At 68.9% G+C, this 22,259-nt stretch carries 24 protein-coding genes and 3 tRNA genes; 11 read left to right on the top strand and 16 right to left on the bottom strand.

Annotation, left to right across the window (positions count from 1 at the left end):
* The 6 genes from VNE62_08850 to VNE62_08825 form a co-directional block, all read right to left on the bottom strand.
* The coding region (locus VNE62_08850) for a glycosyltransferase family 39 protein (GenBank protein ID HVE92387.1) at positions 1–762 on the bottom strand (762 nt) is incomplete at its 3' end.
* A gap of 23 nt (positions 763–785) precedes the next feature.
* Positions 786–876: transfer RNA gene (locus VNE62_08845), tRNA-Ser, on the bottom strand.
* Positions 877–897: 21 nt separating this feature from the next.
* A tRNA-Ser gene (locus VNE62_08840) sits at positions 898–984 on the bottom strand.
* 44 nt (positions 985–1,028) lie between these two features.
* Positions 1,029–2,288 carry a serine--tRNA ligase gene (gene serS / locus VNE62_08835; protein HVE92386.1) on the bottom strand — a complete coding sequence of 420 codons (1,260 nt, stop codon included), beginning with the start codon at positions 2,286–2,288 and terminating at the stop codon, positions 1,029–1,031.
* Between the two features lies 1 nt (position 2,289).
* Entirely contained in the window at positions 2,290–3,210 is a 921-nt protein-coding gene (pheA, locus tag VNE62_08830; GenBank protein ID HVE92385.1) for a prephenate dehydratase, read from the bottom strand.
* The gene (locus VNE62_08825) at positions 3,210–3,686 is read right to left on the bottom strand and encodes a DUF4446 family protein (GenBank protein ID HVE92384.1); all 477 of its coding nucleotides are present in this window, start codon (positions 3,684–3,686) and stop codon (positions 3,210–3,212) included. Before VNE62_08825 ends, pheA begins: the two co-directional genes overlap by 1 nt.
* A gap of 54 nt (positions 3,687–3,740) precedes the next feature.
* Here VNE62_08825 and larB point away from each other — a divergent pair, with 54 nt between their 5' ends.
* Both larB and larC read left to right on the top strand, forming a co-directional pair.
* Positions 3,741–4,418 carry a nickel pincer cofactor biosynthesis protein LarB gene (larB, locus tag VNE62_08820; GenBank protein HVE92383.1) on the top strand — a complete coding sequence of 226 codons (678 nt, stop codon included), beginning with the start codon at positions 3,741–3,743 and terminating at the stop codon, positions 4,416–4,418.
* On the top strand, positions 4,415–5,647 hold the full coding sequence (gene larC / locus VNE62_08815; GenBank protein HVE92382.1) for a nickel pincer cofactor biosynthesis protein LarC: 1,233 nt from the start codon (positions 4,415–4,417) through the stop codon (positions 5,645–5,647). The genes larB and larC overlap by 4 nt, the downstream gene beginning before the upstream one ends.
* On the opposite strand, the gene VNE62_08810 is transcribed toward larC, so the two are convergent.
* Together VNE62_08810 and VNE62_08805 are read right to left on the bottom strand one after the other, a co-directional pair.
* Entirely contained in the window at positions 5,551–6,606 is a 1,056-nt protein-coding gene (locus tag VNE62_08810) for a hypothetical protein (protein HVE92381.1), read from the bottom strand. The two genes, larC and VNE62_08810, sit on opposite strands and share 97 nt — an antisense overlap.
* An 89-nt stretch (positions 6,607–6,695) precedes the next feature.
* Positions 6,696–6,779 (bottom strand) — tRNA-Leu (locus tag VNE62_08805).
* Between the two features lie 117 nt (positions 6,780–6,896).
* On the opposite strand from VNE62_08805, the gene VNE62_08800 reads away from it, so the two are divergent.
* From VNE62_08800 to VNE62_08775, 6 genes are read left to right on the top strand one after another with little or no spacing between them, the layout of a single operon-like run.
* Positions 6,897–7,625 (top strand): DUF3662 and FHA domain-containing protein, encoded by a 729-nt coding sequence (locus VNE62_08800; protein ID HVE92380.1) that lies wholly within the window; start codon positions 6,897–6,899, stop codon positions 7,623–7,625.
* Between the two features lie 3 nt (positions 7,626–7,628).
* Entirely contained in the window at positions 7,629–8,069 is a 441-nt protein-coding gene (locus VNE62_08795) for an FHA domain-containing protein (GenBank protein HVE92379.1), read from the top strand.
* Positions 8,070–8,103: 34 nt separating this feature from the next.
* Positions 8,104–9,294 (top strand): Stp1/IreP family PP2C-type Ser/Thr phosphatase, encoded by a 1,191-nt coding sequence (locus VNE62_08790; GenBank protein HVE92378.1) that lies wholly within the window; start codon positions 8,104–8,106, stop codon positions 9,292–9,294.
* The gene (locus VNE62_08785; GenBank protein ID HVE92377.1) at positions 9,291–10,613 is read left to right on the top strand and encodes an FtsW/RodA/SpoVE family cell cycle protein; all 1,323 of its coding nucleotides are present in this window, start codon (positions 9,291–9,293) and stop codon (positions 10,611–10,613) included. Before VNE62_08790 ends, VNE62_08785 begins: the two co-directional genes overlap by 4 nt.
* Positions 10,613–12,328: a penicillin-binding transpeptidase domain-containing protein gene (locus tag VNE62_08780; protein HVE92376.1), complete on the top strand. Its 1,716-nt coding sequence runs from the start codon at positions 10,613–10,615 to the stop codon at positions 12,326–12,328. Before VNE62_08785 ends, VNE62_08780 begins: the two co-directional genes overlap by 1 nt.
* Positions 12,325–13,974 (top strand): PASTA domain-containing protein, encoded by a 1,650-nt coding sequence (locus VNE62_08775; protein HVE92375.1) that lies wholly within the window; start codon positions 12,325–12,327, stop codon positions 13,972–13,974. Before VNE62_08780 ends, VNE62_08775 begins: the two co-directional genes overlap by 4 nt.
* On the opposite strand, the gene VNE62_08770 is transcribed toward VNE62_08775, so the two are convergent.
* The 4 genes from VNE62_08770 to VNE62_08755 all read right to left on the bottom strand — a co-directional run bounded on the left by VNE62_08770 (position 13,925) and on the right by VNE62_08755 (position 17,807).
* Positions 13,925–15,349 (bottom strand): hypothetical protein, encoded by a 1,425-nt coding sequence (locus tag VNE62_08770; protein HVE92374.1) that lies wholly within the window; start codon positions 15,347–15,349, stop codon positions 13,925–13,927. The genes VNE62_08775 and VNE62_08770 overlap by 50 nt on opposite strands.
* 85 nt (positions 15,350–15,434) lie before the next feature.
* Positions 15,435–16,034 carry an aminodeoxychorismate/anthranilate synthase component II gene (locus tag VNE62_08765; protein HVE92373.1) on the bottom strand — a complete coding sequence of 200 codons (600 nt, stop codon included), beginning with the start codon at positions 16,032–16,034 and terminating at the stop codon, positions 15,435–15,437.
* 1 nt (position 16,035) lies between these two features.
* On the bottom strand, positions 16,036–16,896 hold the full coding sequence (locus tag VNE62_08760; GenBank protein ID HVE92372.1) for a PIG-L family deacetylase: 861 nt from the start codon (positions 16,894–16,896) through the stop codon (positions 16,036–16,038).
* A 17-nt stretch (positions 16,897–16,913) separates the two neighbouring features.
* The gene (locus tag VNE62_08755; protein ID HVE92371.1) at positions 16,914–17,807 is read right to left on the bottom strand and encodes a class E sortase; all 894 of its coding nucleotides are present in this window, start codon (positions 17,805–17,807) and stop codon (positions 16,914–16,916) included.
* Between the two features lie 80 nt (positions 17,808–17,887).
* On the opposite strand from VNE62_08755, the gene VNE62_08750 reads away from it, so the two are divergent.
* The 3 genes from VNE62_08750 (at position 17,888) to VNE62_08740 (ending at position 18,840) form a co-directional block, all read left to right on the top strand.
* Complete coding sequence (locus VNE62_08750; GenBank protein ID HVE92370.1) at positions 17,888–18,133, top strand: cell division protein CrgA; 246 nt, start codon at positions 17,888–17,890, stop codon at positions 18,131–18,133.
* Between the two features lie 56 nt (positions 18,134–18,189).
* The gene (locus tag VNE62_08745; GenBank protein HVE92369.1) at positions 18,190–18,477 is read left to right on the top strand and encodes a metal-sensitive transcriptional regulator; all 288 of its coding nucleotides are present in this window, start codon (positions 18,190–18,192) and stop codon (positions 18,475–18,477) included.
* Between the two features lie 120 nt (positions 18,478–18,597).
* On the top strand, positions 18,598–18,840 hold the full coding sequence (locus tag VNE62_08740) for a zinc ribbon domain-containing protein (GenBank protein HVE92368.1): 243 nt from the start codon (positions 18,598–18,600) through the stop codon (positions 18,838–18,840).
* Between the two features lie 25 nt (positions 18,841–18,865).
* On the opposite strand, the gene VNE62_08735 is transcribed toward VNE62_08740, so the two are convergent.
* The 4 genes from VNE62_08735 to VNE62_08720 form a co-directional block, all read right to left on the bottom strand.
* Positions 18,866–19,222 (bottom strand): hypothetical protein, encoded by a 357-nt coding sequence (locus VNE62_08735; GenBank protein ID HVE92367.1) that lies wholly within the window; start codon positions 19,220–19,222, stop codon positions 18,866–18,868.
* 5 nt (positions 19,223–19,227) lie between these two features.
* Positions 19,228–20,391 carry a thiolase family protein gene (locus VNE62_08730; protein HVE92366.1) on the bottom strand — a complete coding sequence of 388 codons (1,164 nt, stop codon included), beginning with the start codon at positions 20,389–20,391 and terminating at the stop codon, positions 19,228–19,230.
* Positions 20,392–20,450: 59 nt separating this feature from the next.
* On the bottom strand, positions 20,451–21,971 hold the full coding sequence (locus VNE62_08725; protein ID HVE92365.1) for an MBL fold metallo-hydrolase: 1,521 nt from the start codon (positions 21,969–21,971) through the stop codon (positions 20,451–20,453).
* On the bottom strand, positions 21,968–22,259 hold a 292-nt coding region (locus tag VNE62_08720), incomplete at its 5' end, for a DMT family transporter (protein ID HVE92364.1). The genes VNE62_08720 and VNE62_08725, both read right to left, overlap by 4 nt.

Genomic DNA, 22,259 nt, shown 5'->3' with positions numbered 1-22,259 from the left:
CGCCCGCTCGTCGCCGAAAACGGCGCCGGCCGACCAGATGACCTCACGGAGCCCGGGCGACTTCGACCACGGTGCTCCGACATCGCGCGCCTGGGCCAGAAGAGTCGGGATCCACGGCGCGTACAAAACCCCCACGACGGCAAACGGTGCTGCGGTGCGTGCGACGGAAGACCGGCCGTTCCTGAAGCCCAAAGCCAGAGCGGTGACCCCCAGGGAGAGCGCAAGAAACAAGCCCCAGTTGTGGGTGTACATCGTCAGCGCCAGGCTCAGGACGAACGCCGGGAGCCACCGGCGGCGCCCGTGCACGAACGCGTGCACAAAGCAGGTGACGCACACGAGCGAGAGCAGCACCAGCAGCGTGTACATCCGGACCTCCACGCTGTACCGGGTGATGTACGGGTTCGCCGCCGCCATCGCCGCCGCCATCCAGCCGACCCGGCGGCCGAACAGGCTGCGCCCGGCCCAGTAAGCCACCGGCACGACCGCCACTCCGAACGCAAGCGATAGGAGGTGAAGTGCGGCCTCCGACTGCCCCGCAACCTCCATCCACCCGTGCAGGAGCAGGTAGTACAGGGGAGGCGAGCCGTCCCGGCGCATCAGACCGGGGATCGCACCCAGTGGCTGAGAGGCGATCCCGACCGAGATGGCCTCGTCCAGCCAAAGCCGGACCCTGAGACCCTCCGTGCGCAGTACCGCGGAGGCCGCGGTCAGTGAAGCAACGCCCGCGACGGCCGCCCAGCGGCCGCCCAAAGCAGCCCGCACGCGATTGGCCGCGGGGCCCGGAGCGGAGGAGGAGGGATTTGAACCCTCGTGGGAGCTTTCACCCCCAACCCGCTTAGCAGGCGGGCGCACTAGACCGGACTATGCGACTCCTCCAAGACGCTCGATTCTACGTCGCGGAGGAGGTGGGATTCGAACCCACGGCACCCTTGCGGGTGCAGCCGCTTTCAAGGCGGCGTCCTTCGGCCGCTCGGACACTCCTCCGTCCCCAGCCTAGACGGGGCGTGCCGCAGCCCACGGCCCGGCGCTCACCGGCGGTCGATGCGGCTGAGACCAGCGGGCATGTAGGGGCGGAGCGGCTCAGGGATTACGACGGCCCCGGACGGCTCCTGGTAGTTCTCCATGATCGCGGCGATCGTCCGGCCGATCGCGAAGGCAGTTCCGTTGAGCGTGTGCAGGATCCGCTTGCCGCCAGGCCCCTTCATGCGCACCTTGAGCCTGCGCGCCTGGAAGTCCGTGCAGTTGGAGCAGGACATCACCTCGCGATAGCGTCGCTGTCCCGGAAACCACGCCTCCAGGTCGATCTTCTTGGCAGCCGGGGCGCCCAGCTCTCCGGTGCAGACGTTCATGGCGCGGTAGGGCAGCCCCAGCGACTGGAGAAGCTCCTCCTGGCGCGCGACGAGGAACCCGTGCTCGTCCCACGAGTGGTCCGGGTGGGCAAAGCTGAACATCTCCACCTTGTCGAACTGGTGGACGCGGAAGATCCCGCGCGTGTCTCGCCCGTACGCCCCGGCCTCCCTGCGAAAGCACGACGAGAAGGCCATGTAACGGATCGGGAGGTCACCGGCTTCCAGTTCCTCCTCCGCGTGAATCGCCGCTAGAGCCTGCTCGGAGGTTCCCGTCAGGTACAACCCGTCCTGCACCACGTAGTACTGGGCGTCGTCTCCGGGAAGCGCTCCCGCTCCAAACATCGCCTCCCTGCGAACGAGCACCGGCGGAATCACCGGCGTGAAGCCGTGCGGCTCCAGCCGGTCCATCGCGTACCGGACGAGCGCGAACTCCAGGTGGACCAGTCCGCCCAGCAGGTAGCCGAAGCGGCTGCCGGACGTCCATGCGGCTCGCTCGGTGTCGATCACGCCGAGTTCCCGTCCGATGTCGAGGTGGTCGCGGGTGTCCGGCCTTTCCGTCGGGGCGCCCCAGCGCCGCAGCTCGACGTTGTCGTCGTCGGAGATTCCCGTCGGGACCGACTCGTGCGGCAGGTTCGGCACGCGGGCCAGGACCATGTCCAGCTGTTCCTCGGCCTCCTTGACCTGCGGGTCCAGCGCTTCGATCTCGGATTTCAGGCGCTTGGCCTCGTCCAGCAGCGCGGGTCGATCGTCGGCCAGTGCCTTCCCGATCTGCTTGGACCGCTGGTTGTGCTCCTGCTGTTTGAGCTCCACCTGGTGGACGATCTTGCGCCGTCTCTCGTCGGCGGCCATGACGTCGTGCAGCAGAGCCTCGTCGCCTCTCCGCGCGAGCGCGTCGCGAACGGCCTCCGGCCGCTCCCTGAGCAGCTTGAGGTCCAGCACGTCAGGACCTGACCGCGGCGGTGTCGCCCGGCCGGGCCTTCGCCCCCCGGGCGCGACGCGCCAGTCGTTCCGCGTCGAGGGCGCCGAGTGCCCGCGGATATGAGCCCAGCAGCTTCAGCCTCGCGACCCGGGCCTCCACCTCTGACATGGCCGCGGCGACACCCGGGTCGGTGGAGTGCCCTTCGAGGTCGATGAAAAAGCAGTACTCGCCCAGGACTCTTTTCGTCGGACGCGACTCGACCTTCGTGAGGTTGATCCCCTGGCTGACAAAGCACTGCAGGATCTCCAGGAGGGCGCCGGGGCGGTCCTCGGCTATAAAGCAGACGAGGGACGTCTTGTCCCGCCCCGTGGCGGGTGGCATCTCCCGCCCGACGACCACAAACCGGGTCTCGGCCTCCGCGTGGTCGGTGACGTCCCGGGCCAGGATCTGCAGCCCGTACAGGTGCGCGGCCAGGCTCGGGCCGATGGCGGCCTTGTCCGCGGGTCCGGTCTCGTAGGCCACTCGCCCGGCCGCCTCGGCAGTCGAGTTGGCCGCCACGGCCTTGGCCTCCGGCAGGTTGTCGCGAAGCCACTTGCGGCACTGGGCCGTGGCGTGCGGCATCGAGTACACCTGCTTGATTTCGAGGAGGTCCGCGCCCGGCCGGGCCAGGAGGTGCAGCCGGACGGGCAGGATCACCTCCTTCTCGACGATCAGCCCCTGCGTGTCGAACCCGAGCGCGTCGACGGTCGCGTTTACCGTCCCTTCCACGGAGTTCTCCATCGGCACCATCCCGCGGTCGACGTCGCCCCGGTCCACCGCAAGGACGACCTCCTCCACCGAGGGGTAGTACACGAGTTCCGCCGACTCTGGGTCGGCGACCTGGAGCAGAGCCTCCTGGGTGAAGGTCCCGGGGGGGCCGAGGAACCCGAACCGCCCGCCCATCAGCTGGGCTCGCCGGCCAGCGCGCGCCGGATGGCCTCTACTTCTTCGGGGGACAGGTTGAAGGCCGACCGCGCAGCCTCGACGGGCTTGGCGTATGTTCGCGCCTCCTGACGCCCGTTGATGCACGAGATGACCAGTCCGTCGCCCTTGGCGTCCAGAAAGGCGGCCGAGAACGACAGCTTGCCGCCCATGTCCTCGAAAGCGTCGTAGCGGTAGACCGACGTCCTCTGGACGGCGCTGCGGAATGCCTCGGTCAGCTCCCGCAGGTGCTCGGACAGGATCTTGAACTCCCCGCGCAGAGCGTGGACCTCCTCCACCTGTCTGGCCACCGCCTCGAGCATGTCGGACTGTCCGGACTTGCCCTGGAGAATGATGAGCCGCCTGCGCACGGAGGCAAAGGAGATGAAGACCCCCACGGCGACGGCCAGCGCCAGGGCGCCGAGCGCCAAGGCGACATAGTCGGTCGGAATGGCCATAGCGTCCGATACTATGACGTTTCCCCGGCCCCCTTCCGCGACGAAGGCATGCTCGTGACCCACGAACCCGCCGTGTCGGACCTCGGCTTCGCCCGCGTGGACCTCGCGCGCGAGAAGCGCTGGGGCCTGCCGGAGGCCGTGTTCGGGATCGGCAAGACCCCGGACCAGATAGCCGGGATCGTGGCCAGCCTCGTGGAGCGAAACACCGGTCCGGTCCTGGTGACCAAGACCACCGCGCAGGCCTACGAGGCGGTGAAGACGGTGGTCCCGGAGGCCGAGTTCCACGAGCAGGCTCGCCTTGTCCGGGTCATGCGGCCCCCTGCGGTCGCCGCCGGCACGGTGGGGGTCGTCGCGGCCGGAACCGCCGACCTGCCGGTGGCCGAGGAGGCTGCGCTCACGGCCGAGGCCGCGGGAGCAACGCCCCGGCGGATCTACGACGTGGGTGTCGCGGGTCTTCACCGCCTCCTGGAGTGCTCAGACCAGCTGGCCGCCTGCGACTACCTGATCGTGGTCGCCGGAATGGAAGGAGCCCTGCCGACGGTCGTGGGCGGGCTGACCGGGCTGCCCGTGGTGGCGGTACCCACCTCGGTGGGGTACGGAGTGTCGCTCGGGGGACTCGCCGCCCTGCTGGGCATGCTCAACTCCTGCACCCCCCAGGTGGTGTGCGTGAACATCGACAACGGCTTCGGCGCCGGCTTCTTCGCGGCACTGAGCACACGCCGGCCCCGATGACCAACCCCCGCGCGGCGTACTTCGATCTTTCGTGCGGGGCATCCGGGGACATGATCCTGTCTGCGCTCGCCCACTGCGGACGCAAGCTGGGCGAGCCCGTCGAGGATGCGATGCGCGAAGCGGTGGCCGCCCTGGGACTGGGGTGTCAACTGTCGTTCGACGAGGCTTCGAGCGGTGGACTGGCCTGCCTTCGGGCGGTGGTCTCCGGGGGCGGTCGGCGGCTGACGCCGGAGCAGCTGCTGGACGCCGTCTCCCGGGCTCCCGAGGGGGTCTCGGCCCCCGCGCGGGCAGGCTTTGAGGCTCTTTTGCTGGCCGAATCGCGGGGTCATGGGACATCCCCTGACCGGGTGCACCTGCACGAGATCGGGACGGCCGACACGGCGGTGGACCTCGTCGGCGCTTCGGCGGCACTGGCCGCTCTCGGCAACCCGCCGGTCTTCGCCTCGCCTGTTGCGGTGTCGGCCGGCCGGACCGAGACGGCCCACGGGTCGATCCCGCTGCCGGCGCCGGTGTTGTGCGAGCTGCTCCGTGGAGTGCCCGTTCAGGGGACCGGCCTGACGGGAGAGACGGTCACGCCGACCGCCGTGGCCATCCTGATCGGACACTCGGCGAGCTTCGGACCGGTTCCGGACATGGTCCTGCAGGAGACCGGCCTCGGGACCGGGACCCGCCACTCCGACGGACCGAACGTCTGCCGCGTTCTGGTGGGGACACGGCAGCGGACGACGTGGGACCGGACCGACGTGCTGCTGGAGACGAACCTCGACGACATCACGCCTGAAGCCCTGGGACGGGCCGTCGAGGTCCTCATGGGGGCCGGGGCTCTTGACGCGTGGGTGACGCCGGTGGTCATGAAGAAGTCGCGTCCGGCTTTCCAACTTTCCGTGCTGTGCTCGCCTTCCGACGAGCGGCACCTGCTCGGACTGCTGTTCCGTGAGACCCCCACGCTGGGGGTCCGCAGGCGCGAAGCCGACCGCCTGGTACTCGACCGTCGGGTCCAGCAGGTCGAGATCGCCGGACAGCCGGTCCGGGTGAAGGTGGGACTGCTCGGGGGCCAGGCCGTCACCGTGTCGCCGGAGTTCGACGACTGCTCGGCCGCATCCGGGCGGACAGGACTTGCCTTTGAGGACATCTACGAGCGGGCGCGGGTGGCGGTGGGGCGGACGGAAGCCGGCGGCGACGGTCGTGGCGTTCCGGTTCCGGTGGACGAAGGGCGATCCGTCTCCTGACCCGAGGCCCTGCGGGTCACGAACTTGTACTCCATCTCGTTGTCCAGCAGGTTCCGTTCCCCGCCGACCGGACCGACGATGACGCGCAGAAGGTTGATCGGGCCCCCCGTCGCCGGCTGGAGGTTGGGCAGCGTGACGGACAATCTTCTGCCGGGGTTTAGGCGGTCCAGCCTGCCCTCGATCGTCCGTGGCTTGGGGTCCTCCTCGGACGTGAGGATCGCGGCCACCGGCGATGGCGGGACCGGCTGGTTGCCCTCGTTTTCGACTACGACAGTTACCCGGAGCGTGTCCGTGAACGGGAGCTGGTCCACGTCGCGCTCGGTGCCCGTAGGCTTCGGCGCCACGGTCACGGATGCGATCTTGAGGTTGTAGATCGCTTCCAGGCGTGGCTGCTTGCGCAGGTCCGCGACCAGTCCGGCGACGCCCTGCGTCTCGAACTCGCTCCCGCCGCCGGCCCATCGCGACGCGTCCGGCTTGCGATCACCGCCGGCCCACGTCCGAATGAACAGGGCGTACGAGCGGTCCGCCAGACGGAAGTCGTCGATCACCGACTCAAGCTGGCTGCTCGCCACCTGGGGGTCGCGGTCCGACAACGCATTCGAGACCGCCGGCCTGAATCGCTCCAGAGCGTCGGCGCGCACGCCGAGAGCAGCCACCAGGTAGGAGTGTGAAAGCCGATGCTCGTCCGAGGGGTCTATCACCTTCGCCTCGTCCACGTGACGGCGTCCCTCGGTGGACCACCCGTCGAGTCGGCGGAACAACGCGTTTCGTTCGAGCACCGGGATGTCGGACCTGAGCCCTCCGACCTCTCGTCCCAGCTTTGCCGAGCGCGAGGCCAGCGACCGGGCTCGCTCTGGGTAGTCGTCGCCCCGTCCGCAGGCTCGCAGGAGCAGAACCACGATGAAAACCGCCCCCGCGGCGACAATCCAGGCCGCCGGATTGGGCCGCGCCCTACGCACCCCGGCCTCCCCGCCGCCGCGGCAGGCCCGTCTGCGTGCGTCCGCCCGCCGGTCGGGCGCCGTCAGCGCAGGCGGAACCCGCGACGACGTGGGCGCGGGGGGAGTCGAACCCCCACCCTGTCTCCAGGACAGGAACCTGAATCCTGCGCGTCTGCCAATTCCGCCACGCGCCCTGAACATCCGATACTACCGGACCTCCGGAAAGGTCCCGGGACCTGCGGGTGCGCGCGCCCATTGGCAACCGAACCCGTTCGTATACTTGTCCGCATCCCCTGGACATGCGGAGCGACGTGAGCATCCTCGCAGGTTTCGAGCAACGCCTGGAGCGCGCAGTTGAAGGCTTCTTCGCGCGCATTTTCAGGTCCGGGGTGCATCCCCTGGAGATCGGCAAGCGCATACAGCGCGTGATGGAGGACGGCAGGAAAGTGGCTCTGCGTCGAACCTACGTCCCCAACGTCTACAGGATCCAGCTGTCGAAGAAGGACTACGAGCGTCTGGCTCCGATGGAGTCCAAGATCGTCGAAGAGCTCGAGATCTTCGTAGGGGAGGCCGCCAGGCAGCGCGAATGGGTCCTCGCCGACACCCCCCGCGTCTCATTCACCGCGGGCGACCTGTCCCCGGGGGAGTTCCGGGTGGAGACCGAGCCGGTGGTCCTGGACCGCGACCGCGACCGTACCCGCCGGCCCGCGGCCAGAAAGGACCCGCAGCGGCGTCCGGCCGCACCGGGCAGACCGAGTCTGGTCGTCCTGGGTGACCGGGGGCCCGAGCGGACCATCCCCGTCGATGCCCGGATCCGGATAGGCCGCCTCGCCGACAACGACCTCGTCCTTCCCGACCCGGAGATCTCCAGACATCATGCGGAGGTGGTCGACGACAGCGGCAACGGGATGTACGTGGTTCGCGACCTCGGGTCCAAAAACGGGACGATGGTCAACGGGGAGAAAGTGGACCAGCACCGGCTGCGCGACGGTGACCGCATAGTCGTCGGGCACACGGTCCTTGAGTTCCGGAGATCCTAGGCCGTGACCGACATCATCACGGGCCCCCTTGGGAAGATCATCCTGCTCGGCGCGATGTACCTGCTGCTGGCCGTGGTGGTATGGATGGAGGCGAGGGAGCTGGCACACGCAACGACGCCCCGGGTGTCGCCGGTGGCGCCGTCCAAGGGCAAGCGCAATCCCTCGGTGCTCACGCTCAAAGAGGGCGTCGGGCCGTCGTCGGTCAACCTGGTTCCCCCGGAGACACTGATGGGCCGCGATCCGTCCTGCCACGTCTCGATCCCGGACTCATCCGTCTCCCAGAGGCACGCCCGGGTCTACCATTCCGACGGTGAGTGGTACGTGGAGGACCTCGGCTCCACCAACGGGACGTCGGTGAACGACCGGCCGCTGACGCACCCGGTTCTGTTGCGCCCCGGCGACCGCATCTCGATCGGGCGCTCGGTCCTGGAGGCGCGGGCATGAGAACCGGGGTCGGACGGCGAGGGGGCCGGGACTGATGCGATTCGTCACAAGGGAAGCCACCCACAAAGGACTCGTGCGGTCCAACAACGAGGACTCCGTCCTCAACACCCCTCCCCTGGTCGCGGTGGCCGACGGCATGGGCGGCTACGAAGGGGGCGAGATCGCATCGAGCCTCACCCTGGAGGTCCTCGAGTCGTGGGTCCCGCGGCTCGCAGAGAGAGGCGGCCAGGCGCTGAAGGACGCCGTCCTGGACGCCAACCGGACCGTCTGGTCGCGCGGGAAGTCCGAACCCCACCTGGCGGCCATGGGCACGACCCTGACGGCCGGGTGGATCCAGGACAACACCGTCACGGTGGCGCACGTCGGCGACAGCCGCGCGTATCTGCTGAGGTCAGGCCAGCTGTCCCAGCTCACGCAGGACCAGACCATGGTCCAGCAGCTGGTGTCGGAGGGCCGCATCGCCGCCGATGAAGCGGCGCGTCACCCGCAGCGCAGCATGCTGCTGCAGGCGATCGGGAGCGACCCCAACGTCCAGGTGGACGTCCTGAACGTGACGCTCCGGCCGGGGGACAGGCTTTTGCTCGCGTCCGACGGGCTGCACGGCTACGTGGAGGACGAACGCATCAGGGACATCCTCGGATCCACCGAGGACCTGGCCGAGACGTGCCGGCTTCTGGTGGAGGTGTCCAACGAGGCCGGAGGGCACGACAACGTGTCCGTGGTCGTCCTGGAGGCGCAAGCCGAGGAAGGCGAGGCGATCGTCGAGGACGAGAGGGCTCCGACCGATCGTGTGATCGTGTCCAAGGAGCCATCCGGCGGGACGGACCGTGGCCGGAAAGGCCGCAAGTTGTCGGCTCTGGTGCCGCTGGCGATCGTCGCCGCGGTCGCCGTCGCGCTACTGGGCTACAACTTCCTGCAGTCGGCCAGCACCCAGTACTTTGTGGTCGCTCGAGGCGACCGTGTGGCGATAGTCGAGGGTGTGGCGGGACGTGACGGAGGCCCGCCCAGGGGGCGCGTCGTCCGCAGGACCGACCTCCAGGTCTCGACCCTCGTTAGCACCTACCAGCGCGACCTGAAGGAAGGCATCCCAGCGCGGTCGCTGGAGGACGCCCAGCGCGTGGTCTCGACGCTGCCCCGGATCCAGCCCCAGGCCGCGACGCCGGAACCGACCGCCGCCCCCGCTCCCACTCCGACAGCGGCGCCGCCTCCTCCTCCGCCTGCATGAAGCACCCCCGCGTCAGAGAGCTCGTCCTGCTCGCCGGGGTATGCGGCGTCTACGCGATCGGACTCCTGCAACTGGGCACCCCGGCGGCCGTCGGGTTTCTGGGGTTCACGGCGGTGTTCGCCGTGCTCCACATAGGCGTGAGGGCCCTGGCCCCCAGGGCGGACCCGCTTCTGCTGCCGGTCGTAGGACTACTGGTGGCGGTCGGACTCCTTGAGCTGTCGGCGATTGACATCGCGCAGGAGGCCGAAGGGGTCCGGGGCTGGCAGCCGCTGGCAAGGCTCCAGGCGGCGTGGCTCGGTGTCGGAGCCGTCGCTTTCCTTGCGACGCTGTACGCGTTCCGCAACGGTTTGGGCCGGGCGTGGAGGGTCAGGTACACGCTGGCCCTGCTCGGTATCGCCGCACTGCTCGCGCCCCTGCTCCCGGGCATCGGGCACACGGTCAACGGGGCACGCCTGTGGCTGCGGTTCGGGCCTCTTTCGTTTCAGCCCGCCGAGATCGCGAAGGTCCTGCTCGTCCTTTTCCTGGCCGCCTATCTGTCCGAGCGCCGCGAGTTGCTGGGACAACGGACCAAGCGCCTGTTCGGGCCCGTTTACGTGATCGACCCGAGATATCTCGCGCCCCTCGTCGGACTAGTGGGGCTGGCGCTGCTGATATTCGTCCAGCAGAACGACCTGGGTTCGTCGCTGCTGTTCTTCGCCACCTTCATGGGGATCCTCTGGGTGGCTACCGGCCGCCTGTTCTACCCGGTCACGGGGCTGCTGCTGTTCGCCGCGGGGGTCTACATCTCCCTGAAGACGTTCTCCCACGTGGCGGTCCGGTTCGACACGTGGCTTGACCCGTACGCCGACCCCGACCGGGCCGGATTCCAGCTGCTGCAGGGACAGTTCGCCATGGCCGAGGGCGGGATAGGTGGCGTGGGCCTGGTGGGGGAGGGAGCCCAACCGAATCTGATCCCGTTCGCCTGGACCGACTTCATACTTGCCGCCATCGGCCACACGTTCGGTCTCGCCGGCCTTCTGGCGGTTGTGATGGGTTTTGTCGTGCTGCTGACGCGCACGTTCCACATCGCCCTTCGCTCCGGCAGCGACCTGCACGCGCTGGCGGCCTCCGGCTTCGGGATCGTAACGGCCGTACAAGCCGGGATCATCGCAGGCGGAGTCACCTGGATCCTGCCGCTCACCGGCGTGACGCTGCCCTTCATTTCGTACGGCGGTTCCAGCCTCGTGTCCAACTTCGTCATGCTCGGGTGCCTGGTGGCCATCTCGAACTCCGAGACGACAACGGTGGCGCCGCAGCGGGTGGAAGAGCTGGTGGTCTGATGGACCGCCGCATCCGGCACATCGCCCTGCTCCTGACGCTGCTACTGCTTGCCATCGCGATGCGTTCGGGCTGGGTCCAGGGGATCCGGGCGGAGGAGATCGCCACCTACGAGCCGCCGGGCAAGGTCAATCCCGAGGTCCGGACGCGAAACCAGTTCCGGATTTTCCAGGAATGCCGATGGGAGCGGGGCGACATTCTCTCCGCTGATGGACAGGTTCTCGCGGAGACGGTGCCGGCAGAGGCAGGACGCCGCTGCCAGTACGAGCGCCGTTATCCGCAGGGCGAACTGGTCCCACACATCGTGGGGCAATGGTCGCTGCATTTCGGAAAGACCGGACTCGAGGCGGCATACAACAAGGAACTGGTCGGGGAGCCGGCGCCGCCGGAGACACTGGCGGAGTTTTTCAGCGAGCGTCCGCGCATCGGCAACAACCTCGTGTCCACCCTCGACACGCGGCTGCAGGCGGCGGCCCTGTCCGCGCTCGGCGGCCGCCGTGGAGGAGTCGTTGCCCTCAACCCCGCCACGGGGGCCGTGCTTGCCGCCGCCTCCAACCCGACCTACAACCCGGACCCGCTGGCGTCCAACGACCGGAGCGCCGCCGTCCGCGCCAGGTGCGCCCTCGGCCTGGGGGTCCGGCTCACCGAGTCGGGACAGGTCGTCCGTGACGCCGAGGGACAGCCGGTCCCGTGTGAGAACCCGAAGGCGCCGCTGGTGAGCGTGGCCCTGCAGGGAAGGAGGCCCCCCGGGTCGTCGTTCAAGGTGGTGACGGCCGCGGCCGCGCTTGAGTCGGGGAAGTACAAGCCGACCCGGCCCAGCCTGCCCGTCCGTGGTGCGTACACGGCTCCCCGCGACACCCGCGCCATCGGCAATTTCGGCGGAGGATCCTGCGGCGGCAACCTGACGGCAGCCCTCACCGTTTCGTGCAACACCGCCTTTGCGGAGATCGCGGTGGACGTAGGTGCCGACCAGCTGCTCAAGACGGCCCACGCCATGGGTCTGGACAGAGGCGGACAGGCGTCGCTTCGCGGTTGCGAGTCGGAGCCTTCTTCGGACATCGCCGAGACCCGCACCGGCTGCCTGCCCTCGGAACTGGTTGAGCGGGATTCCAGCGGAAAGGCGAAGCGCCAGGAGAAGCTGTCCACGGCGGGGTTCAGGGCGAGAGCGGGGTTCGGACAGTGGGTTCTGCAGGTCTCGCCGTTCGGAATGGCCACGGTGGCCGCGACCATCGCCAACGGGGGGTTCGTTCCTCAGCCAAGGTTCGGTGAGAAGATCATCGACCGGACCGGACGCACCGTGCGCGACATCCGGACGGCCCTTGGGCCCCAGGCGATGTCGTCGTCGTCGGCCGAGGCGGTCGGAGGCATGATGAGGTCGGTCGTCACGAGCGGCACGGCCGCGCGGGCGTTCTCGGGCTTTCCGATCCCCGTCGCGGGCAAGACCGGGACCGCTCAGCAGCCGTCCTGCGCCAAAGACGAGCAGGCCATCTTTGGACGTAACTGCGGGAGGCTCCCCCACGCATGGTTCATCGCGTACGCCCCGGTCAAGGATCCGGCGATAGCGATAGCGGTCCTGGTGGAGCGGGGCGGGGGGAACAACGAAGAAGCGACGGGAGGACAGGTCGCCGCTCCCATAGCCCGGAAGGTCCTGGAGGCGTGCTTCGGGCTCCCGGGGACTCCGTGCGCGGACGCGATCGCGCGAGAACCGGGCCGATGAAAAGCATCCCCGCCGTCCTGGCAGACCGCTACGAGCTGGTGCGGCGTGTCGGTACGGGCGGCATGGCCGACGTTTATCTCGCGCGCGACACCCAGCTTCGCCGACAGGTCGCGCTGAAGATCCTGCACGCGCAGTACGCGGGGGACCAGTCGTTCATCGACCGGTTCCGGCGGGAGGCTCACGCGGCCGCAAACCTGCAGCACCCGAACATCGTCCAGATCTACGACTGGGGCCGCGAGGACGATTACCACTTCATCGTCATGGAGTTCATCGAGGGGACCTCCCTCAAGGACCTCATCGCCTCAAAGGCGCCACTCGCTCCCAAGCGCGCCGCCAAGATCGCGGAGCAGGTTCTCGCCGCGCTCGGCGTCGCCCACCGGTCCGGACTGGTCCACCGCGACATCAAGCCGGGCAACATCCTTTTGACCAGGGACGGGGAAGCCCACGTCACCGACTTTGGGATCGCCCGCGCCGCGTCGGGGGACACGAACACGCAGACGGGGACCATTCTCGGCACCGCCTACTACCTGTCGCCGGAGCAGGCTCAGGGCCTTCCGTTGGACGGCAGGTCCGACCTGTACTCCCTCGGCGTCGTCCTGTACGAGATGACAACGGGACGGCGTCCGTTCACCGGCGACTCGCCCGTCAGCATCGCGATGAAGCACGTGCGCGAGAACGCCGACCGGCCGACCAAAATTCGGCCGGGACTGCCGGCCGACCTGGAGGCCATCATCCTCACGGCGATGGCGAAGTCCCCCGAGGACAGGTACTCCACCGCAGCGCAGATGCGACGGGACGTCGAGTCGTTTTTGTCAGGCAAAGAGGTGACGGCCGTCCTTCCGTCGTCAACCGCGGTCCCCCACGACGAGACTCAGGTCATCCGAAAGGCCGGGCCCATACAAAGGGCCGCGACTCAGCGCCCTGGGTGGCTGCTGGCCCTGGCCATCGGACTGTTCGTCGGGGGGCTGGCTTTAGGGGGATGGTCGCTGGTGAACCTGCTCCGGCCCGCCATCGGCGGGTCCGAGGTGCCGAACCTCGTCAACCGCGACCCCCGGCAGGCCGAGGTCCTGTTGCGGCAGCGCGATCTCGAGCCATCCTTTCAGGGCAACGAGCCGGACGAATCGGTCCCGGAGGGACTGGTCAGCCGGCAGCGACCAGACCCCAGTCGCCGGATCGCCAAAGGCGGCGTCGTGAAGTACTGGGTTTCGTCCGGACTGCCTTTCGTGGCCGTCCCCAACCTCAAGGGCATCGGGTTCAGCGAGGCGCGGGTGCGCCTGGATCAGGCGAAGCTTCAGCTGGGCGAGCAGGTGGAGGAGTTCTCCAACGACCAACCCGCCGGGACGGTCATCGACCAGAATCCGAGGCCCAACGCGCAGGTCCGCCAGAACACCAAGATCGATCTGACCGTCTCAAAGGGGCCCGAGACGGCTACGGTTCCCAACGTCGTCGGGCTGTCGGAGAACCAGGCCAGCGTCGTCCTGGCGAACCAGGGTTTCAGGATCTCGCGGCAGGAGGAGGCGGCGCCGCAGCCGAGGGGGGTCGTCATCGACCAGGAGCCCAGAGCCGGGACTCAGGCCCCCAAGGGCTCGATCGTGATCATCGTCGTGTCGAGCGGCGGACCCGGCGACGCGGTTCCCGACCAGTGAGATCCGATTCTCCCGCGCCGGGCGCCTGAGAGTCCGGCCCAGGCCCCGAGTTAGCCACCAGAGGGGCTGCCGACCTTTCGACTGCCACGAGCGCGGCCGAAGCCAGGCCGGCGATCCCACCGAACGACCAATCGCCCGTGTGAAGCACCACGGCCCCCGCTGCGACCAGCAGAGCCATAGCCGCCGCCGCCGGCAACTGACCCGAGGGAGCCGGGGGGGCCGCCGGCAGAGGAGGCTCCAGCCATACGGCGGCAGCCTGCACCTCGACCGCCTCCGGTGAAGCGGTCATCTGAGGCGCGGCTGAGACCACGACGGGCGCAGCCGGGGGCGCCTTGGCCGGCTTCGGCGGGCGGACTCCCAGTCCGGGGCCGGCAGACCCGAGCCAGCGGGCGTCTCTGATCACGTCGAAAACCCAGGGCTCGGCATGCTCCCAGACCCAGAAGGACATGCCCACCGCTCCCGCGGCTCTAGCCGCATCGATTGCGGCCTTCAGCTCTGCGGGACCCGGGTGCCCACGCAGCCGCGCCTGGGGGTGCGTGTCGTAGGAGAAGGCCTGGCCTATGGCCGTAACCGGTCGGCCGTAGGCGCGAAGCGCCCGCACCGACTCGGCTGTGAACGCGGCGGACTCGAGAGTGCGTGCCCGCCAGTACCCCATGGGGGACAGGACGTCGAAGTGGCGGGCCACGGCGGCGAACGGGAAGCGGTTTCCGACGAGGTTCGGCGGGTGGACCACGGCGACCAGAGGCATCGAGGGGCCTGCGGCCTGGCGGAGCAGCGCGCCGTAGCGGTCTGCTGCCTGCGGCGTCAGCAACTCCCACTTGGGCTCGATGTCCGCGGCGAAGGCGTCGATGGCGTGGCCACGGACCCTGAAGGACATGACCTCGTGCGCTCTCCGGACGTCCGCTTCAACGTTTTCGAACCTCGGTGGGTCGTATGCGACCACCTTCAGTCCGGCGGCGTGCGCCAGCGGGAGAAGGTCCCGCAGCAGCGGTGCCAGGTAGAACCCTGCCGAGGCCGAGGAGGCCCGGACGATGATGAAGCTCATGTTCGAGGCCCTGGCCTTGGCGACCACCTCCGCCGGTGTACCGGTCCGGTCCCACTGCCAGACGTACATGCCAAGGCCGGAGACCGCTCGCACGGCCTGGTCGCTGCGGGTTGCGGGAGGTGCGGCGGTCGGTTCCGGCCGGAAGGACGGCGGCGGCGCCGGTGTGGGCTCGGGCGGAGCAGGCGTGGGCGCCGGCGAGGGCGAAGGCGTGGCGGAAGGAGAGGGTGATTCCTGCGTGGGCGGCGGCTCCTGGGCGAGCGCCGGGATGGCCGTCGATACGCACAAGGCGGCGGCGAGCGCGGCGATCCGGGTCGTGAGGCGGCTGGCCATGGCTCCTGGGGGTCGAGGGACGTGCATAGAGAAGAACGCCGCCGGCCCCCGGATCGGTTCGGTGACATGGCCGGCAGTGGGTCGGTTAGTCCGGTTCGTCCACAGACTGGGCTCCCGAAACGAAGTTTCGGAGGACGCGCATGCCGTCGGGCGTGAGGACCGACTCGGGGTGGAACTGGACCCCTTCGACCGGAAGCGAGCGGTGCCGAAGTCCCATGACGACCCCATCGGGGGTGCGCGCGGTCACCTCCAGTACCGGCGGCAGCGATTCCGGGTCCACCACCAAAGAGTGGTACCGGCCGGCTTCAAAGGGTGAGGGCAGACCTCGCAGCACCCCTGCGCCATCGTGGTGGACCTCGGTGGATTTGCCGTGCATGAGCGTGGCGGCCCGGACGATGCGCCCGCCGAATGCCTGTCCGATCGCCTGGTGGCCCAGGCACACCCCGAGCAATGAGACCCGCTGGTCGGCGCACCACTGCACCAGCGACAGGGAGATCCCGGCTTCCGCAGGCTTGCCGGGCCCCGGAGAGATGACGACTGCGTGGGGCCGCCACGCCGCCACCTGGTCCACCGTGATCCGGTCGTTGCGGGCTATCTCCAGTCGTGCGCCGAGCTCGCCCAGGTATTGGACGAGGTTGTAGGTGAACGAGTCGTAGTTGTCGAGCACGAAGATGGCCGGCTTCACGTCACGCTTCCGGCAGACCTTCGAACAGGTCGCTTTCCGTGGCTCCGGGGTTGGACTGCCCCACGAGCACGAAGTGCTCTGTCGCCAGCGCGACGGACAGCCACTCCTCCGGGATTGCCAGGAACGGGGCCATAGTCCCGAGCTGGGTCCGATGCGCGCGCAGAGCCCGGAGCTTGTGGGATACAAAGCTCGAGACGTCCACCGCCGTCGTTACGAGCTGGTCATCGGTCCCGATGCGCTCGGCCTCCTCCTCGGTCATCGATGCGTCCGCGTGCTCGGCCCCCCATTCCGTGGCCGCGGCCACGAACGCGCGAAGAGCGCTCTTGGGGATCGCCGTGAAGTACAGCTTCGACACGGCGTGAGCGGGGCCGAGATCCGGCCGGTAGGACCCGTCCCGGGACAGCTCGATTGCCCGCAGCGCCGCCTCGTGGGCCCGGATGTGGTCCGGGTGTCCGTAGAAGCCGAACTCGTTGTAGGTGACGACCACCTGGGGGCGTACCTCGCGGTACACCTGAACGAGCCGGTCGGCCACGTCGGTGAGGTCCTGGTTGATGAAGGCCACCGGGTCCAGATTCCCGTCCGTTCCCGCCATGCCCGAGTCGTGATATCCGAGCGGCCTGACGTCGCGGAGGCCGAGGGCGCCACACGCATCGGCCAGCTCCGCGAGCCGGACCTCGGCCAGCCGCGGCCGGATCTCCTCGATGGTGCCGAGCTCCGGGACATCGGCGATCTCGCCCAGCTCCCCGTTGGTGCACGTGACCAGGCAGACGTGCGCCCCTTCCGACGCGTACCTGGCGAGGATCCCGCCGGTGAACAGCGCCTCGTCGTCGGGATGCGCGTGGACCACAACCATCCGCCTCATGCCGACAGGATCAGTCGTCAGTAGTTGGGCGGCATCAGCCGCAGGATCTGCGGGAACACGCCCACCCACATGCCGGTCGCCGAGACGATCACGACGGTCCCCCAGACAGCGGTCTGGCGCAGCCGGTTGGACAGGGCCATAGCCGCCAGCAGGGCAAGGATCGATATGCCCCCGAAGACCATCGTGTCCCTGGGCACGGTCGGCCCCCGCGGGACGAACTCGCGTGTCTCGCTTCCCTGAGCCGCGGGCTGGTCCCCGCCGGCCGCGGGGGGGGCCGAGGGAATCCTCTCGGCCCCCTGGTAGGCAGCGTGGACAATCATGCGCTGCGCCGCGCTGAACCTCGGGTGACAGGTGGTGAGCGTGATCTCGTCCCGCCCGTGGTTGTCGACGACGTCCACACGGCTGGGGTCCACCACGAACGGCGCCTGCATCAGCCGGTAGCGGTACCGGGCCCCTGCCCGCTCAACCAGCACCTCATCGCCCACGGCGAGCTCGTTGAGGCGGAAAAACGGCCCGCCGTAGGTCGTGCGGTGACCCGACAGGGCCACGTTGCCCTTCTCCCCCGGCCAAGGCGACTCCGCGAAGTGGCCGGGTCCCTTTTTGAGCTGTGGGGAGTCCACCCCTTGGACCACGATGTTGCGCAGTCCGATCTTCGGGATGACGATCTCGAACAGGGGGTCTCCCGCGTTCACCGTTCCCTCGGGCTTCGCTGGCGGGATCTCACCCTGTGCCTGCTGTTGGGCCTCCGTGGCCACCGGGGCGGTCGTTCGCAGCTCCTCGGCCAGGTTCGCCTGCTCGCGGCGGGTCTCAACGCTGGTGCCCCACAGCAGGTAGGTCGTGTAGAAGAGCAGGATCAGCCCGACCAGTACGAGGAGCCTGCCGACGACGCCGATTACGCGCGCGATCCTCATGGTTTTGAAAGGGGGTTGTGCGGCCCGGGACCCGGGCAGCATATCATCGCTGCCGATCCATCAAGCCGGGGAACAAGGGCATGCCAGAGTCGAGATCTCGACGCAAAAAGAGGACGGCCGCACGACGTCCGGCCGCGGTCGCGGCGGCTCCCCGTCGCCGCCGGACCGCCCGGTGGGTCATGCCCGTGTTCGGACTGCTCTTGGCCGCAGGAGTGGTCGTGATCCTGTCGCACTACATGTTCTTCGCCGGGCGTTACCAGTACCTGTTGTTCGTCGGCCTGGGTCTCATCGCACTGAGCCTCGTGGTCGCGACCCAGATCTACTGACCGGGCGTCGCACACCGCCGCTACCCTGCCCGTTACGGGTATAGGGAGGGGGCCGGATGACCACAGCGACGGGCGGTACCGACGTGGCGGATCTCGTGTCACGACTCCGGAAGATCGAGGGCCAGGTCCGTGGGGTGGAGCGGATGCTCGAACAGCGGGCGCCTGTAGGAGACGTCCTGACGCAGGTCTCGGCCGCGGTCGCCGGCATGGAGAAAGTGGGGGTTCGTCTGCTCCAGAGCCACGTTCGGGCCACCGCGGAATCGGCCATCTCAGGCCAGCCCGGCGTGGCGCAGGAGAAGATGGACGAGCTTCTGCGGACGCTGGAGCGGTTCGTGACCTTCTGATGAGACGACAGCAGCGGAATTCCACTGCTGTCATTCTGTCCCCAGGAACTGCACATCCTGTGGACCGATGAACAGACGCGCTGGTCATCAACGCACCATCTGCCCACCTACACTGGTTGCATGCCGGTTTTCGAGTACAGGTGCACCGACTGCGGCGCCGACCACGAGGCCATAGTGCTGCCGCCCGAGCCGGCTCCCACCACCTGCCCGGGCTGCGGCGGCGGGCTTCGCCGGCGCTGGAGCCGCGTGGGGGTCCAACTTGTGGGATGGGGCTTCGCCCGCAACGACGCTCTCGTTGCCGACGACGGGCACCGAAAGGACTACAAGACGCTCAGGGACAAGGCGGCCGAGCTTTTCGACTGATCCGCGAGCGGATCCGCCGCCTCACTCAGGACCGTCCCACGCGCGCCTCCATCTGCTCACCGCAGTGACGTGGAGCCTTGCCGGTCGACGCGACCTCCAACCGCAGGCGCGTCCCGCACAGCGTGCACTCGTAGGACACGTCGGCGACGACCGCGTCCACCTTCTCGGGGGCCGGTGGGGGCGGGTCGGCCAGCGCGACGAGCATCCGGCGCACCACCAGCACGCCCGCGCCCCCGACGACCAGCCCTACCGCAGCCCTTGTCGCGATGCTGCGGGCGTCGGTACCCGAGGGCAGCCTCGCGATCACGAAGAACGCGACCCCCACGAACAAAAACGGTAGCAACCGGCGCAGGACACGGCCCCGCGGCCGGCGGTCTCCCACGACCCTCAGTCCAGGCGCTCGATGATCGTGGCGTTGGCCATGCCTCCGCCCTCGCACATCGTCTGTAGCCCGAACCTGGCCCCCGTCCGCTCGAGCTCATGGAGCATCGTGGTCATGAGCCGTGCGCCTGAGGCTCCCAGCGGGTGCCCGAGGGCGATCGCGCCGCCGTTGGGGTTGACCCTTGTCCCGGCCCCCGTGACCTCATCCGGGTCCAGACCCATCTCCCGGGCCCAAGCGACCACAACCGACGCGAAAGCCTCGTTGATCTCAACGACGCCGATGTCGTCCAGTGTGAGTCCGGCCCGCTTCAGCACCTTCTGCGTCGCCGGAATGGGCGCAGTGAGCATGATCACGGGGTCCGAGGCCGCCAGCGCGAAGGACTTGAACCGCGCTCGCGGACGCAGGCCCAGAGACCTTGCCCTCTCCGGCGTCGTGATCATCAAGGATGCCGCCCCGTCGGTTATCTGCGACGAGTTGCCGGCGGTGACCTTGCCGTCCTCGGCGAAAGCCGGCTTCAGCGACGCCATCTTCTCGAGGCTGGTCTCCCGGATGCCCTCGTCGGTGGTGACGGTCCCGGCCTCCACCGGCACAGGCACGATCTCGGCCGCGAACCTTCCCTGTGCGGTCGCCTGCGCGGCGAGGGTCTGGGAGCGAAAACCCACCCGGTCCAGCTCTTCGCGGGTGATCGCCCATCTTTCGTTGATCATCTCGGCCGAAAGCCCCTGCTGGACGATGGGGTGACGGGCGAGCAGCTTCTCCGAGAAGGGGAACCCGGGGCCGCTCATGAGGCTGGCTCCCATCGGGACACGGCTCATGTTCTCCACACCGCATGCGATCGCCAGGTCGTAGGCGCCGGACATCACGCCCTGAGCCGCGAAGTGGACGGCCTGCTGAGAAGATCCGCACTGCCGGTCCACGGTGGTCCCCGGCACCTCCACCGGGAAGCCGGCGGCAAGCCAGGCGTTGCGGGCGATGTTGCACGACTGCTCGCCCACCTGGCTGACGCACCCGGCGATGACGTCGTCCACCTCCAGTGGGTCCACCCCGGTACGGTCCACGGACGCCTGCAGAACGTGCGCCAGCAGGTCCACCGGGTGCCAGTTCTTGAGCTTTCCGTTGCGCCGGCCGAGGGGGGTCCGGACGGCGTCGACGACAACCGCTTCCCGCATCGTCGTGGCCTTTCAGGTGGTGAACGGACGACCAACTGTACCGCCGCGCCCTCCGTGACTCAGGCCGTGACGGGCGTCCAGTCCTCACCCTGGCGACGCACCCGGCCCGCCTTCTCCAGCATCTCCAGATGCGCCAGCACCGACAGCTCCGCGACCGGGTGCAGGTGCACCGGCACTTCCGAATAGATGCGCGAAACCATCCGGGGGATCGTCGTGTCTCCACGGGCCAGCGAATCCAGCACCTGAGTCTCGCGCTCGAGGCGGTGCGCGATGTACTCGTCGAGCTTGGCTCCCGGATCGTCCACAGTGGGCCCGTGTCCGGGGTAGATCCGTGACAGCCCCAGCGAGCGAAGCCGCCGCAGCGTCGCGAGGTAGTCGGACATGTCCCCGTCCGGGGGCGCGATCACTACGGTCCCGGCCCCCGCCACGACGTCGCCGGCCAGCAGCGCCGACTCCTCCTCCATCAGAAAGCACAGGTGGTGCGAGGCGTGTCCGGGCGTGTGCAGCGCGCGCAGGGTCGCCCCGCCGGCCCGGATCCGCTGCTCGTCGGAGAGGGCTTCCGTGACGTAGGAGATGGCGCCGGCAACCCCCTCCCAGGCGCCGACGGCGCAGTCCAGCTGTCCCGCCACGACCTCGGCCCCCTGGGTGTGGTCCGGGTGCAGGTGGGTGAGCAGGACCATGCGGCATCCGCCGGCCTCCCGCGCCCGCCGGACGACGGCATCGACGTAGACAGGGTCCGGTACCGCCGGGTCGACGATCACGACGCCACCGTCGCCCACCACATAGGTGTTCGTGCCGGGGCCGGTCATCGGTCCGGGGTTGGGGGCCAGGACGCAGGACACCAGCGGGGACAGCCTCCGCACGCGCACTCGTCCACGGGCGAAGGTCCCGTCCAGCAGGTCGCGCAGGACCGGCGCCTGCATCAGTGCCTCGAGGATCGCCATCGTCGGGATCGGGACGTTGAGTCTCCCCTCCGCCCCCAGACGGACCGCCTCGGCCGGCTGCGCCCACACCGTCTCCGTCACCTCTCCGGGATCCGCAACCACCACCTGTCCGTCCGGCAGTGGCGTCACGAAGTACCTGGCATCGAATCGAATGGGGGAGATGGCGGGCGTCACGAGCCTTCCGTGGGGGACCAGTCGGTCGGTGGCCAGGACCAGCCGCTCGCGACGACAGAACGTCGCAAAGGCGACGGCGTCGTGCGCCACCTCATCACGCAGCGGGACGAACAAGTCCCGCACGCGGGCCGGATCCACCGGCTGGCCCTCACGCGTCCGGGCCAGCAGGATCCCGGCCTCCTCGAATAGCTCCCGAACGGCACAACACAGGATGGCGAGGGCGAGCTCGGGGGGCTCGGACAAAAGCGAAGCGGCATCCTCGCGCGACAGAGCCGAGACCTCGGCGACGGCGTCGGACGCATCCGACACATCCACCGCCCCTCCCGGAAAAACATGCATCCCGCCCATGAACCGCATGGCGTCCGGGCGCCGCGTCATGAGGATCTCGTACCCGCCTCGGGACGCCCGGGCCAGGACGACGCTGGCGGCATCCCTCGGTTGCGTCGGCTGCTGCGCGGTCATGACGTCTCGACCCGTGCAGGCGGGGCGTCCGACGCGTCCGTCAGCACGATCGCGATGCCGGCCACAACCATTGCCCCCCCGAGCGTCTGCGCCACAGACAACCGCTGACCGAGCCAGACGAAGGCGAGGCCGGCCGCGGCCAGCGGCTCCAGCGTCGAGACGATGCCCGCCCTGGATGCGTCCACCCGTTCCAGCCCCCAGACGAACATCAAAAACGGGGCGACGGTACACAAGACACCCAGGAACAGCACCCAGGCCGCGAACCGGGGGTTCAGCAGTGTGTCCGGG

It is taken from the genome of Actinomycetota bacterium, assembly GCA_035536535.1.
Classification (GTDB): Bacteria; Actinomycetota; JAICYB01; order JAICYB01; family JAICYB01; genus DATLNZ01.
Note: the sequence above shows the minus strand (reverse complement) of the source record. Positions and strands in the feature narration are given on the sequence as shown.

Coding starts and splice junctions, on each gene's coding strand:
- pheA (HVE92385.1), bottom strand. CDS start 3,210: ATGGGCGGGCGGTTCGGGTTCCTCGGCCCCCCCGGGACCTTCACCCAG.
- VNE62_08825 (HVE92384.1), bottom strand. CDS start 3,686: ATGGCCATTCCGACCGACTATGTCGCCTTGGCGCTCGGCGCCCTGGCG.
- larC (HVE92382.1), top strand. CDS start 4,415: ATGACCAACCCCCGCGCGGCGTACTTCGATCTTTCGTGCGGGGCATCC.
- VNE62_08790 (HVE92378.1), top strand. CDS start 8,104: ATGCGATTCGTCACAAGGGAAGCCACCCACAAAGGACTCGTGCGGTCC.
- VNE62_08785 (HVE92377.1), top strand. CDS start 9,291: ATGAAGCACCCCCGCGTCAGAGAGCTCGTCCTGCTCGCCGGGGTATGC.
- VNE62_08780 (HVE92376.1), top strand. CDS start 10,613: ATGGACCGCCGCATCCGGCACATCGCCCTGCTCCTGACGCTGCTACTG.
- VNE62_08775 (HVE92375.1), top strand. CDS start 12,325: ATGAAAAGCATCCCCGCCGTCCTGGCAGACCGCTACGAGCTGGTGCGG.
- VNE62_08770 (HVE92374.1), bottom strand. CDS start 15,349: ATGGCCAGCCGCCTCACGACCCGGATCGCCGCGCTCGCCGCCGCCTTG.
- VNE62_08760 (HVE92372.1), bottom strand. CDS start 16,896: ATGAGGCGGATGGTTGTGGTCCACGCGCATCCCGACGACGAGGCGCTG.
- VNE62_08755 (HVE92371.1), bottom strand. CDS start 17,807: ATGAGGATCGCGCGCGTAATCGGCGTCGTCGGCAGGCTCCTCGTACTG.
- VNE62_08750 (HVE92370.1), top strand. CDS start 17,888: ATGCCAGAGTCGAGATCTCGACGCAAAAAGAGGACGGCCGCACGACGT.
- VNE62_08745 (HVE92369.1), top strand. CDS start 18,190: ATGACCACAGCGACGGGCGGTACCGACGTGGCGGATCTCGTGTCACGA.
- VNE62_08740 (HVE92368.1), top strand. CDS start 18,598: ATGCCGGTTTTCGAGTACAGGTGCACCGACTGCGGCGCCGACCACGAG.
- VNE62_08730 (HVE92366.1), bottom strand. CDS start 20,391: ATGCGGGAAGCGGTTGTCGTCGACGCCGTCCGGACCCCCCTCGGCCGG.
- VNE62_08725 (HVE92365.1), bottom strand. CDS start 21,971: ATGACCGCGCAGCAGCCGACGCAACCGAGGGATGCCGCCAGCGTCGTC.